We start from the raw sequence: 18,059 nt of genomic DNA on the forward strand, positions 1-18,059 counted from the left end.
CGGGCGGGAAACCGCCCGCTCTGAGCATACCTGAATGGTTACCTCTAAACATAACCTGTTATTAATTAATGATTTTTCAAGCCAGTTCCAATCTACCAAAATTTGTAACGATGATTTTTACTCCAGTGAAAAATTAACACTACGGACTTTGTTTTGGTTTGCAATGACGAGTCCGGAAAAACCAGAAGAGAACAATCAGAAGAGGCAAAAATATAAATGGGTGGAATTCTTTACAGGTTCCACCCATTTATAACGCTTATAAATATTTAATCAGGCAATATTCAAATATTTATGCGTTTGCATCGACAAACGCCAGTTCCGCGCAATACAGGTATCGATACATAAACGCGTGGCATCTTCTTTCTGACTAATTGGCTGAAGTGCAATTACTCGCGGTTTATCATCAGTCAGCGTTGCCAGCAATTCATCCAGTGCTTCAATATCCCGTACACGCCCAACCGGATGTTTGATTTCATTGGCGCGTTCCAGCGCCTGCGACAACACTTCATAGCCGCCGCGCATGTTCAGTTTTGGCGACACGGTAACCCAGGTGTTCGGTGTACAACGTACTTCGTGAGTACCGCTGGTTTCTATCTGGCAGCTAAAACCGTTCTTTTCAAGCAAGTCAGTCAATGGCAGCAAATCATGAATGCAAGGTTCACCACCCGTAATCACTACGTGACGCGCGGTATATCCCTGACGACTTATGACCGCTAACAAATCTTCGCTGCTTGCTGCGCCCCACTTATCACTCTCTTTGGTTTTCGCCAAAATACTGAAAAGAGAAACTTCCCGATCCTCAAGTTTTTCCCACGTGTGTTTGGTATCACACCAGGCACAGCCGACCGGGCATCCCTGTAAACGAATAAAAATGGCGGGGACGCCGGTAAAGTAACCCTCACCTTGCAGGGTCTGGAACATCTCGTTAATCGGGTACTGCATAGCATTCTCTGTAAAGTGGATAATTGTTAATTATTGCAGATCCTACCGCAATATTCATGCTTTATTAACATTCTGTTACACGCGGGTTTAAGATAAAAAGGCGAAACAGATCATTAATAAAAAAATGAAACAACGTATTATTCCCCGGGGAATTAAACAAAAGGGATTTAAACATGCTCAGAATATTCATCGTACTTATATTTATTTTCAATTTATCCGGTTGTGGATATAATGATATTCAAACTTATGACGAACAAGTCAATTCATCCTGGTCAGAAGTTCTGAATCAGTATCAACGTCGTGCCGACCTTATTCCTAATCTTGTCGCCAGTATTAAAGGTTATTCCAGCTATGAAAAAGAAGTGTTGGAAGCCGTAACATTAGCGCGTAGCCAGGCTATCAGGGCCAGTAGCGATTTACAGCAAGCGCCAGGCGATGAGCAAAAGCTACAAACCTGGCAACAAGCTCAGGCGCAACTGACTCGTACACTCGGCCAGTTAACGATTATCAGTGAACGTTATCCTGAATTAAAGGCCCAGGAACTCTATCAAAATTTGATAGTACAGCTCGAAGGAAGTGAAAACCGCATTGCCGTTGCGCGAGGAAGATACATTAAAGCTATTGAACAATATAATGTCACTATCCGCAAATTCCCCGCTGTATTAACCGCAAAAATAATGGATTACACCGCAAAGAAAAATTATTTGCCGGATGATGTCGCCGCTGTGAGTAAAGCACCAACAATAGATTTTAGCCAAAATCCTAATATTCATTAAGCGGGCAATCCTTATGCGAATTTTTATCTTTCTTCTGGCTTTCTTCTGTCCATCGGCGTTTGCTACGCAAATTCCAGTACCTGAATTACCTGTGTATGTGAATGACGTAACAGGTACATTGACGAACAGCGAAATAAATGCTCTTGCTGGTCAGATTAAAAACCTGACGCAAAGAAATCTGGCGCAAATGGTGGTGTTAGTAGTTGACACAACAGGCGATGAAACTATCGAGCAGTACGCTACGCGGGTATTCGATAGCTGGAAACCAGGTGATAAAGACCGCGATGATGGTGTTCTACTGTTAGTCGCCTGGCAGGATCATACTGTGCGTATTGAAATCGGTTACGGACTGGAAGGCCTTATTACAGATGCACAGTCCGGACAAATTATTCGCAACAGTATTATTCCAGCATTTAAAAATGGCGACCTTGCTGGCGGCTTACAAAAAGGAATAAACGATATTGAAAGTCGTCTGACGGGGAATGATTTAGCAACGATAACACCAACCGATCACCCTTTGCCCTTTAGCGGTTGGTGGGCTTTGTTGGCCTGGGCGATAGTACTGACCTTTATTTCCGCCAGGGGATATATCAAAACGCTGGGAGTAATTTGCTTTGCTGCCATAGTGCTGGCCTTTGTTTTGCCTATTGCAGGTTTCAGCGGAAGCTGGGGAGTGCTCGCTACATTATTATGCTTCTCCACACCGTTCCTTGTTGTTGCTATTACTTTTACCCCTTTCGGCAAAAAGGTACGTGACTCAATGCGTAGTGCCAACCGGCCATCACGCCATACCAGAAGTAATTATAACTCCAGAGATTCGTCATCATCATCGTCCTCTTCTTTCGACAATGACAATTTCAGCGGCGGTGGCGGTTCATCTGGTGGCGGTGGCGCTTCAGGGCGCTGGTGATCAATATGCGCTTAATCCTTTTTCTACTCATATTGTGGTGCGTTCCTGTGTTTGCCCAGCAAATGGCTGTACCGGAACTACACCAACAGGTGACAGATCTTACTAATACGTTAAGTTCACCTGAGCAACAATCTCTGACACTACAGTTGCAGAAGATTGCACAGAATACGCAGGCGCAGGTCGCTATATTAGTGGTGCCATCCACTGGTGAAGATACCATTGAACAATATGCAACACGCGTTTTTGATAGCTGGAAGTTGGGCGATGCACAGCGCAACGATGGTATTTTACTTCTGGTTGCCTGGGAAGATCATGCTGTCCGTATAGAAGTGGGCTACGGGCTGGAAGGGGTGGTTACCGACCTGCAAGCGGCAAAGATTATCCGTGTTATATTGATCCCCGCGTTCAAAAACGATGATCTTATTGGAGGGTTGACACTGGCCAGCGAAAATATCGGCGCGCTTCTGTTGAATGGTGAATTACCGGAAGGCAGCGGAAATCATTACAGTATCAAAACTCCAATTCCATTATCGGTCGCTGTAATTATTTTACTGGCAGTACTTTCGTATTTTATTATTTTTACCGATCCATCAAATCTACCGTGGATTGCACTCACCGGCGCAATTTACGGGATGGTATTCCTCTATGTTGCCGAGCCCGGAGCATGGACGAATTTAATCGTTGCTTGCAGTATGTTAACGCCTTTTGCGATCGTACCTCTGCTTATCTTCTGGCTTCTGGTGAATAAAAAGTTACGCGCCAAATATAAGAAGCTCAGTAAAGAAAGAGCTTCAAGAAAAGGTTCTTCTTCATCCTCTTCCGGTGGAGGCTCAAGTGGCGGCGGATTTAGCGGCGGGGGTGGTTCTTCTGGCGGCGGCGGCGCGTCCGGCCGCTGGTAACTCAACCATAAAAAATGCCAGCCCGAAGGCTGGCATTTTTAAATCAGATAAAGTCAGACTTATGCCTGGCCTTTGATCTCTTTACGACCGTTGTACGGTGCTTTTTCGCCCAGAGCTTCTTCAATACGAATCAGTTGGTTGTATTTAGCAACACGGTCAGAACGGCTCATAGAACCCGTTTTGATCTGGCCTGCAGCAGTACCAACAGCCAGGTCAGCGATGGTAGCGTCTTCAGTTTCACCAGAACGGTGAGAGATTACTGCAGTGTAGCCAGCGTCTTTCGCCATCTTGATTGCAGCCAGAGTTTCGGTCAGAGAACCGATCTGGTTGAATTTGATCAGGATGGAGTTAGCGATGCCTTTTTCGATACCTTCTTTCAGGATCTTGGTGTTGGTTACGAACAGGTCGTCACCAACCAACTGGATTTTGTCGCCCAGAACTTTGGTCTGGTATGCGAAACCGTCCCAGTCAGACTCGTCCAGACCATCTTCGATGGAAACGATCGGGTACTGTTTGGTCAGTTCTTCCAGGAAGTGAGTGAATTCTTCAGAGGTGAAAGCTTTGTTGCCTTCGCCAGCCAGAACGTATTTACCGTCTTTGTAGAATTCAGAAGCTGCGCAGTCCATCGCCAGAGTGATGTCTTTGCCCAGTTCATAGCCAGCAGCTTTAACAGCTTCAGCGATAACAGCCAGAGCTTCAGCGTTGGAACCCAGGTTCGGCGCATAGCCACCTTCGTCACCAACAGCAGTGTTCATACCTTTCGCTTTCAGAACTTTTGCCAGGTGATGGAAAACTTCAGAACCCATGCGGATGGCTTCTTTCACAGTTTTCGCGCCAACCGGCTGAATCATGAATTCCTGAATATCAACGTTGTTGTCAGCGTGCTCACCACCGTTGATGATGTTCATCATCGGAACCGGCATGGAGTATTTGCCCGGAGTACCGTTCAGTTCAGCGATGTGCTCGTACAGCGGCATACCTTTAGCAGCCGCGGCAGCTTTGGCGTTAGCCAGAGATACAGCCAGGATTGCGTTTGCGCCGAATTTGGATTTATTTTCAGTGCCGTCCAGGTCGATCATGATCTTGTCAATGCCAGCCTGATCTTTGGCATCTTTGCCAATCAGCGCCTGAGCGATCGGGCCGTTAACCGCAGCAACAGCTTTGGTTACGCCTTTGCCCAGGAAACGGGATTTGTCACCATCGCGCAGTTCCAGTGCTTCACGGGAACCAGTAGAAGCACCTGACGGAGCAGCCGCCATACCGACGAAACCACCCTCCAGGTGTACTTCGGCTTCAACAGTCGGGTTACCACGGGAGTCGATGATTTCACGACCGATGATTTTTACGATTTTGGACATTAGGGTTTCCTCAAGTCACTAGTTAAACTAAAACTCCAGACAAACAACGCGTACCCTGGGTACGCGTTGCCGTTCTAACTTTTTTACTTACTTCGCCTGACGTTTCTGGAACTCGCTGGCGGCTTTTACAAAGCCAGCAAACAGCGGGTGGCCATCACGTGGAGTAGAAGTAAACTCCGGATGGAACTGACAAGCCACGAACCACGGGTGATTCGGAACTTCGATGATCTCGACCAACTGATCATCCCCGGAACGGCCCGCAACGCGCAGACCTGCATCTTCAATCTGTTTCAACAGCATGTTGTTGACTTCGTAACGGTGACGATGACGTTCAACAATTGTCGGCGCATTGTACAGTTGGCGAACCAGGCTATCGTCAACCAACTGGCACTGCTGCGCGCCAAGACGCATGGTGCCACCGAGATCGCTATTCTCGCTACGAACTTCAACGTTGCCGTTTTCATCACGCCACTCGGTAATCAGCGCCACAACCGGGTACTTACAGTCTGGCACAAATTCCGTAGAGTTGGCGTTCTCCATGTTGGCAACATGGCGAGCGTAATCAATTAACGCCACCTGCATACCCAGGCAAATACCCAGATAAGGAATATTGTTCTCACGCGCAAAGCGCGCGGTAGTAATCATGCCCTCTACGCCACGGTAACCGAAACCACCAGGTACGAGGATCGCATCCAGGCCTTTAAGGATTTCAACACCGCGTGTTTCAACATCTTGTGAATCGATCAGTTTGATGTTGACGCTAACACGATTTTTCAGCCCGCCGTGTTTCAGTGCTTCAATCACGGATTTATAAGCGTCCGGCAGTTCAATGTACTTGCCGACCATACCGATAGTGACTTCACTTACCGGATTCGCTTCTTCAAAGATAACCTGTTCCCATTCGGACAGATTAGCTTCCGGGCAGTTCAAGCTGAATCGTTTACAAATATAATCGTCCAGCCCCTGAGATTTCAACAGGCCTGGAATTTTATAGATAGAATCGACGTCTTTCAGAGAAATAACCGCTTTTTCCGGAACATTACAGAACAATGCAATCTTCGCACGTTCGTTCGCCGGAACGGCGCGATCTGAACGACAAATCAGGATATCAGGCTGGATGCCGATAGAAAGCAGCTCTTTTACAGAGTGCTGAGTCGGCTTGGTTTTGACTTCACCAGACGCTGCCATGTACGGCACCAGGGTCAGGTGCATGAACAGCGCGTGTTCACGACCAATATCAACAGCCAACTGGCGAATCGCTTCAAGGAACGGCAGGGATTCGATGTCACCGACAGTACCGCCGATTTCGACCAGAACCACGTCGTGGCCTTCACCGCCGGCAAGAACGCGTTCTTTAATAGCGTTAGTAATGTGCGGGATAACCTGTACGGTTGCGCCCAGATAGTCGCCACGACGTTCTTTACGCAGAACGTCAGAATAGATACGACCCGTGGTGAAGTTGTTGCGGCGGCTCATTTTGGTGCGAATGAAACGCTCGTAGTGCCCCAGGTCCAGGTCGGTTTCAGCGCCGTCTTCAGTAACGAACACTTCCCCGTGTTGGATTGGGCTCATAGTACCTGGATCGACGTTGATGTACGGATCCAGTTTCATGATGGTCACATTGAGGCCACGGGCTTCAAGAATGGCTGCGAGGGAGGCTGCGGCAATGCCTTTACCCAGAGAGGATACGACCCCGCCGGTCACAAAAATATAGTTCGTTGTCATGCTGAACCTGAGAAGTTAGGTTGAAAAGACGATGGAATAACCAGGACGGGAAAGCAGTATACCCGAACATGACCTGTGCCACAAACTTTCATTATCCCTCCTCTTCGCCAGCGCACAATTGAAATCAGGAGTGAGAAAATAGCCCCTTTGGGGTAAATGTTTTTGACGCAAATCAAGCGCTTGTCATTTAAAAAATGACACAAATCGCGCTTGACCGTGTAATTTCCTTAGAGATCAATTTCCTGCCGTTTTACCTGCTGCCAGACTTCTTCCATTGTTTCGAGGTCAACACCTGTCATTTCCAGTCCACGCGCGGCAACAATCCGCTCCACTTCGCGAAAACGACGCTCAAATTTTTCGTTAGCTTTTTGTAGCGCAATCTCTGCTTTCGTCCCTAAATGGCGGGCCAGATTGACCGTCGCAAACAGCAGGTCGCCCATTTCCTCCTCCAGTTTAGCCTGGTCCACTACAGCCTGCCGCGCCTCGTACATGACCTCGTCAATCTCTTCGTAAACTTTATCGACCACCGGGCCAAGCGTCGTCCAGTCGAAGCCAACGTTGGCGCAGCGTTTCTGGATTTTTTGCGCACGCATTAAGGCCGGTAAACTGCGAGGAATATCGTCCAGCGCTGAATGTTGCGCCTTCTGCGCGCGCTCTTCGGTTTTGATCTGCTCCCAACGGGCAAGAACTTCACTGCTGTTATCGGCAGAACTGTCAGCAAAAACATGCGGATGGCGGCGCTCTAACTTATCGCTGATCGCCGCGCAAATATCATTAAAGTCAAAGCGCCCTTCTTCCTGGGCCATTTGCGCGTAAAACACCACCTGGAACAGCAAATCGCCCAGTTCACCGCGCAGATCGTCAAAGTCTTCGCGGGCAATGGCATCCAGCACTTCATAAGTTTCTTCAAGGGTATAAGGTGCAATAGAAGCGAATGTCTGCTCTTTGTCCCACGGACAGCCGTTTTCCGGGTCACGAAGACGCTGCATGATAGTGAGCAAACGGTCGATTTGATTCATTGGAATGTCCTGAAAATTGCGGGTCTGTCAGGTGTAACACCTTCGAGTAAAGGATATCGTCGGATACGGCTGACGCCATATCCGGCTATGTAAGATTAATTCCCGTGCAGTCGTCTTGCATCGATAACATCTGGCACCTGATTGAGTTTACCCAGCACGCGCCCCAGCACTTGCAGGTTATAAATCTCAATGGTCATATCGATGGTCGCCAGTTGCTGTTTCGTGTCGCTGCGGCTGGCAACGCCAAGCACATTCACCTTCTCATTGGCGAGAATAGTGGTGATATCACGCAACAATCCACTACGATCATTGGCCTGCACGCGAACCACCAGCGAGTAACCAGCGGAGTAGCTCTCGCCCCATACCGCGTCAACAATTCGTTCCGGTGCATGGGAGCGCAGTTCCGCCAGTTGTTCGCAATCGGCGCGGTGTACGGAGATCCCGCGGCCCTGGGTAATGAAACCGACAATCTCATCGCCAGGAATCGGCTGGCAGCAACGCGCGATGTGGTGCATCAGGTTGCCCACGCCTTCTACCACTACACGACCGTTATCTTTACTGCGGTTTTGTGGTGTATAGCTTTTTTGCTGAAGCTGTTTCAGTGCGGCGGCGTCCTGCTCTTCGGCGCTCGGCTTATTAAATTGCGATTGCAGGAAGTTGACCATCTGATTGAGACGGATATCCCCGCCACCAATCGCCGCCAACAACTCGTCGACGTCATTGAAGTTGTAACGCGGCAGCAGATATTTTTCTGCTTCCTTCAGACTGATCCCCAAATGTTCCAGTTCGTCGTCAAGGATTTGCCGTCCTGCCAGAATATTTTTGTCACGATCCTGTTTACGGAACCAGGCGTGAATTTTCGAACGCCCGCGGCTGGTTGTAACATAACCCAGGTTTGGGTTTAACCAGTCACGGCTGGGATTCGGCTGTTTCTGGGTGATAATTTCAATCTGGTCACCCATCTGCAACTGGTAGGTGAATGGCACAATGCGCCCGCCAATTTTTGCCCCGATGCAGCGGTGCCCGACATCACTATGGATGTGGTAAGCGAAATCCAGCGGCGTTGATCCCGCAGGCAGATCAACAACATCACCTTTCGGCGTAAACACATATACCCGATCATCAAAGACCTGACTGCGTACTTCGTCGAGCATTTCGCCAGAATCAGCCATCTCTTCCTGCCACGCAATCAGTTTACGCAGCCAGGCAATCCGGTCTTCATGTCCCGAACGTGCGCCGCCAGCAGCCGCGCCTTCTTTGTATTTCCAGTGCGCAGCAACACCCAACTCTGCATCTTCATGCATCTGTTTGGTGCGGATTTGGATCTCAACGGTTTTGCCTCCCGGCCCCAACACTACGGTATGAATAGACTGATAACCGTTCGGTTTCGGGTTCGCAACGTAATCATCGAACTCATCCGGCAAGTGGCGATAGTGAGTGTGCACTATGCCCAGCGCGGCGTAACAATCCTGCAAACGTTCCGCGACGATACGCACCGCACGAACATCAAACAGCTCATCAAAGGCGAGGTTCTTTTTCTGCATTTTGCGCCAGATGCTGTAGATGTGTTTTGGGCGTCCATACACTTCAGCTTTAACGCCTTCAGCTTTCATCTCTGCACGCAGATGCCCCACAAACTCTTCAATGTAGTGTTCGCGGTCGAGGCGGCGCTCATGCAGCAGTTTTGCAATACGTTTGTATTCGGTCGGGTGGAGGTAACGGAAGCAGTAATCTTCCAGTTCCCATTTCAGTTGCCCAATCCCAAGACGGTTCGCCAGCGGCGCGTAGATATTGGTGCACTCTTTTGCCGCCAGCACGCGTTCATCTTCCGGCGCATCTTTTACCTCGCGCAGATGGGCAATTCGCTCCGCCAGTTTGATGACCACGCAACGGAAGTCATCGACCATCGCCAGCAACATCCGGCGAACGTTATCGACCTGTTCGGAGGAAACAGAATCGGTGTGCGTTGCTTTCAGTTGGCGGATTGCCGCCATATCGCGCACACCGTGAATAAGATTAACGACCGACTTACCGACACTCTCGCGCAGTACGTCTTCGCTGACGACGTTTGCATCGGCCAGAGGGAACAGCAGCGCAGCCCGCAGCGTGTCAATGTCCATACTTAATGTCGAGAGGATCTCCACCATCTCGACACCACGCCACAACAGCAAACTGGCATCCGGATGCCCCTGCGTCTGCTGCAGACAATACGCCCAGGTTTCGGCTAAGCACTCACACGACTTCTGGCTGGCAATGCCCAGACTTGCGATCCATTTTTCCGGATCAAATTCACCAGCCTTATTGATATGTGCACTTCTTACCGCAACCATCGTCCTCTCCTTTAGGGACCTGACCTGCTGAAATCAGCAAATCGTAACTATTTAACGCGCGAGAAAAGTACCATCGATTCCAGATGCCCCGTGTGTGGGAACATATCCAGCATCGCCAACCGCGCAATGGTATATCCTGCTTTTAATAACGCCTCGCTATCCCGAGCCAGCGTCGCAGGGTTACAGGATACATAAACTATACGAATAGGTTCCAGTTTTATAATTTGTTGCATAACGCCTGCTGCACCAGCACGCGCCGGGTCCAGCAACACTTTATCAAAGCCGTTTTTTGCCCACGGCTGCTTTGTGACATCATCTTCAAGATTTTCGTGATAAAACGTCACATTATGTAAGCGATTAAGACTCGCGTTCTGCTGGCCTTTTTCCACCAGCGCCGGAACCCCTTCCACACCAACAACACTTGCCGCACGGGTCGCTAACGGCAGCGTAAAATTGCCCATACCACAGAACAGATCCAGCACACGATCATCAGGCTGAACATCCAGCCACTCCAGCGCTCGCGCCACCATTTTCTGGTTCACACCCGCATTGATCTGAATAAAATCACGCGGACTAAAGGTTAAGCGCAACCCGTTTGAGTCATACCAGGGTATCTCGCCAGAGACGGTTTCGAGTATCTCACTATCGGGGGCGAGATACAGATCCAGGCCTTCAGAATGCGAAAAGCGTTCCAGTTTTTCGCGATCTGCCAAACTTAGCGGTGCGGTATGGCGTAAAATCATCAGCAGGCCGCTGGTTGCCTGCACCAGTTCAACATGACCAAGATGGCGCATAGCTTGTAAGCTGTCCAGGCATGCCCTGACTTTGGGCAACAACGCTTCAAGTTGGGGCACTAAAATAGGGCATTGTTTAACGTCGACAATGTCACTGGAACCCGCTTTGCGAAATCCCATCTGGAGTTGTTGTTTTTTCGGTAGATAGTTCAGACTTAAACGCGCGCGACGGCGATAACCCCAGGGGACATCGTCGATCACTTCAGAGACGTCGTGTTTCATTAACCGGGCGAGTGCTGCGCTTTTGCTACGCTGCTGGAGTTCGACGCTGGCGTGTTGTTGCTGACAGCCGCCGCATACGCCAAAATGAGGGCAGCGTGGCGTTTTGCGTTCCGGGCTGTCGCTTAACCTGCGCACGACCTTAGCGCGAGCGTACTGTTTTTTATCTTCAGTAACAGTAACTTCCGCGTTTTCCGGCGGTAGTAATCCAGGAATAAATAACGCTTTGCCGTTATGTCGCGCCACGCCCTGACCAAAAGAGTCGAGGTCGTTGACTGAAACGGTTATGATCTGACGCGTCGTCGCGCGTCGTTTTGCAGAGTAGAATTGCGCCATTGGCGAGACTTTCTCAATTTAACAGTGTGACCTTAATTGTCCCATAACGGAACTCCATGACCAACTACAGCCTGCGCGCACGCATGATGATTCTGATCCTGGCACCGACCGTCCTTATTGGTTTATTGCTTAGCATCTTTTTCGTCGTGCATCGCTATAACGACTTGCAGCGTCAACTGGAAGATGCCGGTGCCAGCATTATTGAGCCGCTTGCGGTTTCAACGGAATATGGCATGAGCCTGCAAAATCGCGAATCTATTGGTCAATTGATCAGCGTTTTGCATCGTCGCCATTCCGATATTGTTCGTGCCATTTCGGTTTATGATGAAAATAACCGACTTTTTGTCACCTCCAATTTTCATCTTGATCCTTCATCAATGCAGCTCGGCAGCAACGTGCCATTTCCGCGCCAACTTACTGTCACACGTGATGGCGATATTATGATCCTGCGCACGCCGATTATTTCTGAGAGTTATTCTCCCGACGAATCACCCAGCAGCGATGCCAAAAATAGTCAAAATATGTTGGGATATATTGCTCTTGAGCTGGATCTTAAATCAGTGCGCTTGCAGCAATATAAAGAGATCTTTATTTCTAGCGTGATGATGCTGTTTTGTATTGGTATCGCGCTTATTTTTGGCTGGCGCTTAATGCGCGATGTAACCGGCCCAATTCGCAACATGGTGAATACCGTCGACCGCATCCGCCGAGGGCAACTCGACAGTCGGGTGGAAGGATTTATGCTCGGAGAGTTGGATATGCTGAAAAATGGCATCAACTCGATGGCAATGTCGCTGGCGGCTTATCACGAAGAGATGCAGCACAATATCGACCAGGCGACGTCCGATCTGCGTGAAACGCTGGAACAGATGGAAATTCAGAACGTTGAACTGGATCTGGCGAAAAAACGCGCCCAGGAAGCGGCGCGTATTAAGTCAGAGTTTCTGGCAAACATGTCGCATGAGCTGCGTACACCGTTGAATGGCGTTATTGGTTTTACCCGCCTGACGTTGAAAACAGAATTAACACCAACGCAGCGCGATCACCTCAATACTATTGAACGCTCGGCAAATAATTTGCTGGCAATTATTAATGATGTTCTCGATTTCTCAAAACTGGAAGCAGGCAAGCTGATTCTGGAAAGTATTCCATTCCCACTACGCAGCACGCTGGATGAAGTGGTAACGCTACTGGCGCATTCTTCTCACGATAAAGGACTGGAATTAACGCTCAATATTAAGAGCGACGTGCCCGATAACGTCATTGGCGACCCGCTGCGTTTACAGCAAATAATCACTAACCTGGTGGGGAATGCGATTAAATTCACCGAGAATGGCAACATCGACATTCTGGTAGAAAAACGTGCGCTGAGTAATACCAAAGTACAGATTGAAGTGCAGATCCGTGATACCGGCATTGGTATTCCTGAACGCGATCAATCGCGTTTGTTCCAGGCCTTCAGACAGGCAGATGCCAGTATTTCACGCCGTCATGGCGGCACCGGGCTGGGGCTGGTAATTACGCAAAAACTGGTCAATGAAATGGGCGGCGATATCTCGTTCCATAGCCAGCCGAATCGTGGTTCAACCTTCTGGTTCCATATTAATCTCGATCTGAACCCGAATATTATTATCGAAGGGCCATCCACTCAGTGCCTCGCGGGTAAACGCCTGGCTTATGTCGAACCGAACTCTGCAGCCGCCCAGTGCACGCTGGATATTTTAAGCGAAACACCGCTGGAAGTGGTTTATAGCCCAACGTTCTCCGCGCTGCCTCCTGCACATTACGACATGATTTTGTTAGGGATTGCGGTAACCTTCCGCGAACCGCTGACGATGCAGCATGAGCGGTTGGCGCAAGCGGTGTCAATGACCGATTTTCTGATGCTGGCACTTCCGTGCCATGCACAGGTCAATGCCGAAAAGCTCAAGCAAGATGGTATCGGCGCGTGTCTGCTGAAACCCCTGACGCCTACACGTTTGTTGCCTGTACTGACGGAATTTTGTCATCAAAAGCAAAACACACTTTTGCCTGTTACCGATGAAAGTAAGCTGGCAATGACGGTTATGGCTGTTGATGATAATCCGGCAAACCTGAAACTTATCGGCGCATTGCTGGAAGATATGGTGCAGCATGTTGAGCTGTGCGATAGCGGACATCAGGCGGTTGAACGGGCGAAACAGATGCCGTTCGATTTAATCTTAATGGATATTCAAATGCCGGATATGGACGGCATTCGGGCATGTGAACTCATTCACCAGCTCCCGCATCAGCAGCAAACACCAGTTATCGCGGTAACGGCGCACGCGATGGCCGGGCAAAAAGAGAAACTGCTTGGCGCGGGAATGAGCGATTATCTGGCGAAACCGATTGAAGAAGAGCGGTTGCATAATTTGCTGTTACGTTACAAGCCCGGCAGTGGCATTTCTTCTCGCGTCGTGACGCCAGAAGTGAACGAAATTGTGGTGAATCAGAATGCGACTCTCGACTGGCAACTGGCACTGCGCCAGGCTGCAGGAAAAAACGATCTGGCGCGCGATATGCTGCAAATGTTGCTCGATTTCCTGCCAGAAGTTCGCAACAAAGTTGAAGAACAATTGGTTGGAGAAAACCCGGAAGGCCTGGTTGATTTGATCCATAAACTGCATGGCAGTTGCGGTTATAGCGGCGTACCGCGAATGAAGAATCTCTGCCAACTAATCGAACAACAGCTACGCAACGGTACTAAAGAAGAAGATTTGGAGCCGGAGCTACTGGAACTGTTGGACGAGATGGATAATGTGGCGCGCGAAGCCAGTAAAATTCTCGGTTAATAAACCTCTTGTCGAGTAAAAACCGGCTTCTTTATGAAGCCGGTTTCAGATTGGTGGCAAGTACCTGTGTTTATGCCGAATGCGGCGAGAACGCCTTGTCATGTCTACAACATCATATGAAGTGGTTCACTTGACTCCAAGCAAACGCTAGTAAAAATGCCCCTTAAGAAGGCACATTTACTGGCATTTGCCTGAAAAAATTCGATTCAGCATCGCTGAAACAATATTTTTGCCGACCATTAGGTATATCAGCAAAAATAGCGAGGACTCAGGACAACAGCGTGCCCCAATGTTCAACCCACGGGTTTGATTCCGTTTCTGGTTCCGGGGTCTCGCTGGCATCAATCAGCAGCATTTCCCCTACCCGCTGCGCGCTTTGTTCCTGCAACAAAGCATCGAACTGTTTGCCACCATTGCAGAAATTCACATAACTGCTGTCGCCAAGGGCAATCACGCCATAACGCAGGTTCGGCTGGAAACCGAGGTTATCCTTTATTCCCAGAAAGAGCGGCACAATGCTGTCAGGAAGGTCGCCCTGCCCGGTGGTCGAGGTGACTACCAGTACGTACTTGTCCTGATAGGGTAGCCAGTCACTTAACTCTGGATCTTCAAATACCGTTGCTTTGTGTCCTTGCCCGGACAAAATGGCTTCCGCTTCTTCTGCAACTAACAATGCGTTGCCGTACATGGTGCCAACAAAAATACCAATTTCCGCCATACCGTTTTCTCCCTGGATTAGGAACTCATCTCACCATCCTGACCGGATGCCGCGCTGAACTCAACCCTTTCATTTTCAGGAAGTAGACCGCGCCAACCAAACTGTGATAACGCCTGCATCCAGGTGTCGTCCAGACCCGCGTAAATAGTGAGCGGCTCACCAGTAAAAGGATGCGTCAATGACAACTGGCTGGCATGTAGCATTAACCTCTGCAGGCCGAAATGTTCAGCCCCGCTGCGGTTCTGGCGCAAATCGCCGTGTTTGCTGTCCCCAATGATGGGATGACGCAAATGGGCCAGATGGCGGCGTAGTTGGTGTTTACGTCCAGTTTTCGGCTCCAGTTCCACCAGGCCATAGCGCGTGGTCGGGTAACGTCCAGTCGCCACAGGCATTTCCACCGTCGCCAGACCGCGATAATGCGTTACCGCTGGCTGTGGACCTTTATCTTCGCGGGCATATTTATCAGCGATTTTGTCCAGTTCTTCTACCAGCGGATAATCCAGCTCCGCCTCATCCATCAGCCAGCCACGCACAATCGCATGGTAACGTTTCTGGATTTGGTGCTGTTCAAACTGTTGCGCCAACAGTCGCCCTGCCTCACTGGATAACCCCATCAGCAATACGCCAGAAGTCGGGCGATCCAGACGATGCGCGGTAAAAACATGCTGACCAATCTGGTCACGCACAGTTTGCATCACCACAACTTTCTCGTCGCGATCCAGCCAGCTACGGTGGACCAGCCAGCCGGACGGTTTATTTACCGCCACCAACCATTCATCCTGGTAGAGTATTTCCAACATCAGTTAGCATCATCCGCAAAAAGGGCATCCAGCTTTTCCAGCTCCGCCAGAATAAGCGCTCGTTGCGGGTGATCCGTCGCCAGCGCCATTTCATAGTACGGCGCCACAGCAAATGCCCCTGGTAATGGCTGATTGTTATCTAATAAATCGTGCATCCGCGGGATAAGCACCCACTGCAACCACTCCAACGGTTCCATGGTGTCCATAAAAAACGGTTGGGTACTATTGAATAGATGCGGCTGGGGTTCATCATTGCGCCAGTGCTGATGTTCACGCAGCAGCGCTTCAAGCGCCTGCAACTGGAAACGAACGCGGTCATGAGTAGTCATAAAGCAGCCTCAAGTAAAAAACTGCCGCGAAGAATAGCAGGAATAAAAAAAGGGAGCACTGTATTCACAGTGCTCCCGATTCGTTTCGCAGCATTCCAGCTACTTTTGTTGCTCCCTGCTCATCCTTGACAACTTTTCCTTTAGCCTTACGGCCAATCGTTCATCCTGAACTATTGCTCCCTGCTCACACCACCCCGATGTGATACTTCATCCTGAAGTGTCCCTGGCCTTCCTGACCCACCGAATCATCCTGACCGGTTCTCATTCTCCATCCTGGAGGTGTCCTTTAACGCGTCCTGCGTTATCCTCTTCGCTTCATCCGGAAGCCTTTCCCTGAAACACCATCCTGGCGTGTCCTTCAGAAGTGTCATCATCCTGATGTTCACTTCATTGTCTGACTCCCTGTCGACGAAGATAGAATCGTCTTTTTCACTGCGTCTTACAAGGAGCTTACAGACAATGCCTTAAGGATAATTTCATATGAAAGTCGAAAAAACAACAATAAGCAATTGATTTCAAATCAAAATATCAAATCTCATCTTATTAAGTATTCGCTTATTTCCTGGCGATCTCCTACAGGGTCTGTAAGAGATCTCTCACAACAAGACGGGGTATTTGGATTACAGAAGAGGCTTAAGTTGGTTGAGGAATTCCGCAAGATTTGAGGCTAAATGCGCCCGTTTACGCGTTCCCAGTGTCTCTTTGCATACTTCGCCTGAGAGATTACACACCGAGATTACCTCCAGCTCTTCTTCCAGCGTCGCGATAAATAGCGTAGGCGGCAGTTTTAGACGTTTCTGAGTAACCAAATGGCCAATCAGATTTTCCTGCACTCGACGGAAGTCATCTTCGCTCCAGGTTTGCAGTAATGTCAGTTTGATATCACCAAACTGCGCATGCATATCCCCGGCAAACTGGGTCGTATAGAAGGTATGAATTGTGGGTTGTATCACAATATCAAACGCCCGTTCAACCGCGTTTACATTTTGCTCACCGGTAAACGGTTGAGGTTGCCAGTATACGGCGTCTTCGGTGGTTGAAATAATGCATGGCGAAGGAACGCCATACAGCTCCTCACTTAACGGCCAGCTTTTATACTGTTCATGCCAGGCATCGCAGTAGCGCGCAGTAAAATCCTTCAGGGCTTGTGCGGTCAAATCGTCCACTAATTTCTCTCTTCACTTAAACCAGATACACTTGTTGTTTAGTTTATCTGGTTTATGACGGTGAAACATGTCTTCTTATGCAAACCATCAGGCACTTGCAGGCCTGACTCTCGGAAAATCAACCGATTACAGGGATACCTATGACGCCAGCCTGCTGCAAGGCGTTCCGCGTAGTCTGAATCGCGATCCACTGGGTCTGAAAGCGGATAACCTGCCTTTTCACGGCGCGGATATCTGGACGCTATATGAGCTTTCCTGGCTAAATGCGAAAGGTTTACCGCAGGTCGCTGTGGGTCATGTTGAACTTGATTACACCAGCGTGAATCTCATTGAGTCGAAGAGTTTTAAGCTCTATCTCAATAGCTTTAATCAGACTCGATTTAACAATTGGGAAGAGGTGCGCCAGACGCTGGAGCGCGATTTAAGTACCTGCGCCCAGGGTAAGGTCAGCGTGGCGTTATATCGACTCGATGAACTGGAAGGCCAGCCAATGGGTCATTTCAATGGCACCTGCATTGATGAGCAGGATATCGCTATCGATAACTATGAATTCACCACTGACTACCTTGAGAATGCCGCCAGCGGTGAAAAAGTGGTGGAAGAGACGCTGGTTAGCCATCTGCTGAAATCAAACTGTCTGATCACCCATCAGCCAGACTGGGGTTCCATTCAAATTCAGTACCGTGGACACAAGATTGATCGGGAAAAACTGCTGCGTTATCTGGTTTCTTTCCGTCATCACAACGAGTTCCATGAGCAATGCGTAGAGCGTATTTTTAATGATCTGCTGCGCTTCTGCCAGCCAGAAAAATTAAGCGTTTACGCTCGTTATACCCGTCGTGGCGGTCTGGACATTAACCCCTGGCGTAGCAATAGTGACTTTGTCCCATCGACTACCCGACTGGTACGACAATAAATTTTTTTT

14 protein-coding genes and 1 pseudogene are annotated in these 18,059 nt (G+C 49.2%); 5 read left to right on the top strand and 10 right to left on the bottom strand.

The features are described 5' to 3' along the window. Nucleotides 1-270 precede the first annotated feature (270 nt). Nucleotides 271-942, bottom strand: coding sequence for a 7-carboxy-7-deazaguanine synthase QueE (queE, locus tag A1WG_RS17445; RefSeq protein WP_001199980.1), 672 nt, complete (start codon nucleotides 940-942; stop codon nucleotides 271-273). 173 nt (nucleotides 943-1,115) lie between these two features. Here queE and A1WG_RS17440 point away from each other — a divergent pair, with 173 nt between their 5' ends. The 3 genes and pseudogenes from A1WG_RS17440 to A1WG_RS17430 all read left to right on the top strand — a co-directional run bounded on the left by A1WG_RS17440 (nucleotide 1,116) and on the right by A1WG_RS17430 (nucleotide 3,527). Beyond that, nucleotides 1,116-1,718, top strand: a complete 603-nt coding sequence (locus A1WG_RS17440) for a LemA family protein (protein WP_000944229.1) — start codon at nucleotides 1,116-1,118, stop codon at nucleotides 1,716-1,718. A gap of 13 nt (nucleotides 1,719-1,731) precedes the next feature. Continuing rightward, nucleotides 1,732-2,403: pseudogene (locus tag A1WG_RS17435) on the top strand (TPM domain-containing protein); the annotation flags it as partial. Nucleotides 2,404-2,624: 221 nt separating this feature from the next. Next, on the top strand, nucleotides 2,625-3,527 hold the full coding sequence (locus A1WG_RS17430) for a TPM domain-containing protein (RefSeq protein WP_001516968.1): 903 nt from the start codon (nucleotides 2,625-2,627) through the stop codon (nucleotides 3,525-3,527). Nucleotides 3,528-3,586: 59 nt separating this feature from the next. Here the strand turns inward: A1WG_RS17430 and eno are convergent, their stop codons facing one another. From eno to rlmD, 5 genes are all read right to left on the bottom strand, one after another. Beyond that, the gene (gene eno, locus A1WG_RS17425) at nucleotides 3,587-4,885 is read right to left on the bottom strand and encodes a phosphopyruvate hydratase (RefSeq protein WP_000036723.1); all 1,299 of its coding nucleotides are present in this window, start codon (nucleotides 4,883-4,885) and stop codon (nucleotides 3,587-3,589) included. 87 nt (nucleotides 4,886-4,972) lie between these two features. Beyond that, nucleotides 4,973-6,610 carry a glutamine hydrolyzing CTP synthase gene (gene pyrG / locus A1WG_RS17420; RefSeq protein ID WP_000210856.1) on the bottom strand — a complete coding sequence of 546 codons (1,638 nt, stop codon included), beginning with the start codon at nucleotides 6,608-6,610 and terminating at the stop codon, nucleotides 4,973-4,975. A 227-nt stretch (nucleotides 6,611-6,837) separates the two neighbouring features. Next, complete coding sequence (gene mazG / locus A1WG_RS17415; RefSeq protein ID WP_001071626.1) at nucleotides 6,838-7,629, bottom strand: nucleoside triphosphate pyrophosphohydrolase; 792 nt, start codon at nucleotides 7,627-7,629, stop codon at nucleotides 6,838-6,840. 95 nt (nucleotides 7,630-7,724) lie between these two features. Beyond that, nucleotides 7,725-9,959 (bottom strand): GTP diphosphokinase, encoded by a 2,235-nt coding sequence (gene relA / locus A1WG_RS17410; protein WP_000226792.1) that lies wholly within the window; start codon nucleotides 9,957-9,959, stop codon nucleotides 7,725-7,727. 47 nt (nucleotides 9,960-10,006) lie between these two features. Further along, nucleotides 10,007-11,308, bottom strand: a complete 1,302-nt coding sequence (gene rlmD, locus A1WG_RS17405) for a 23S rRNA (uracil(1939)-C(5))-methyltransferase RlmD (RefSeq protein ID WP_001516969.1) — start codon at nucleotides 11,306-11,308, stop codon at nucleotides 10,007-10,009. Nucleotides 11,309-11,364: 56 nt separating this feature from the next. On the opposite strand from rlmD, the gene barA reads away from it, so the two are divergent. Continuing rightward, nucleotides 11,365-14,121, top strand: a complete 2,757-nt coding sequence (gene barA, locus A1WG_RS17400; RefSeq protein ID WP_000186435.1) for a two-component sensor histidine kinase BarA — start codon at nucleotides 11,365-11,367, stop codon at nucleotides 14,119-14,121. A 268-nt stretch (nucleotides 14,122-14,389) separates the two neighbouring features. Here the strand turns inward: barA and A1WG_RS17395 are convergent, their stop codons facing one another. From A1WG_RS17395 to syd, 4 genes are all read right to left on the bottom strand, one after another. Further along, complete coding sequence (locus A1WG_RS17395; RefSeq protein ID WP_000807727.1) at nucleotides 14,390-14,839, bottom strand: flavodoxin; 450 nt, start codon at nucleotides 14,837-14,839, stop codon at nucleotides 14,390-14,392. 17 nt (nucleotides 14,840-14,856) lie between these two features. Then, nucleotides 14,857-15,639, bottom strand: coding sequence for a tRNA pseudouridine(65) synthase TruC (truC, locus tag A1WG_RS17390; protein ID WP_000889990.1), 783 nt, complete (start codon nucleotides 15,637-15,639; stop codon nucleotides 14,857-14,859). Next, the gene (locus A1WG_RS17385) at nucleotides 15,639-15,968 is read right to left on the bottom strand and encodes a YqcC family protein (protein ID WP_000206974.1); all 330 of its coding nucleotides are present in this window, start codon (nucleotides 15,966-15,968) and stop codon (nucleotides 15,639-15,641) included. The genes truC and A1WG_RS17385 overlap by 1 nt, the downstream gene beginning before the upstream one ends. Before the next feature lie 620 nt (nucleotides 15,969-16,588). Further along, entirely contained in the window at nucleotides 16,589-17,134 is a 546-nt protein-coding gene (syd, locus tag A1WG_RS17380) for a SecY-interacting protein (protein WP_000342441.1), read from the bottom strand. 67 nt (nucleotides 17,135-17,201) lie between these two features. Here syd and queF point away from each other — a divergent pair, with 67 nt between their 5' ends. Continuing rightward, complete coding sequence (gene queF, locus A1WG_RS17375) at nucleotides 17,202-18,050, top strand: NADPH-dependent 7-cyano-7-deazaguanine reductase QueF (protein ID WP_000100401.1); 849 nt, start codon at nucleotides 17,202-17,204, stop codon at nucleotides 18,048-18,050. The last annotated feature ends 9 nt before the right edge of the window (nucleotides 18,051-18,059 follow it).

Origin of the sequence: Escherichia sp. KTE96, assembly GCF_000408525.1 — a bacterium.
GTDB classification, from domain to species: domain Bacteria; phylum Pseudomonadota; class Gammaproteobacteria; order Enterobacterales; family Enterobacteriaceae; genus Escherichia; species Escherichia marmotae.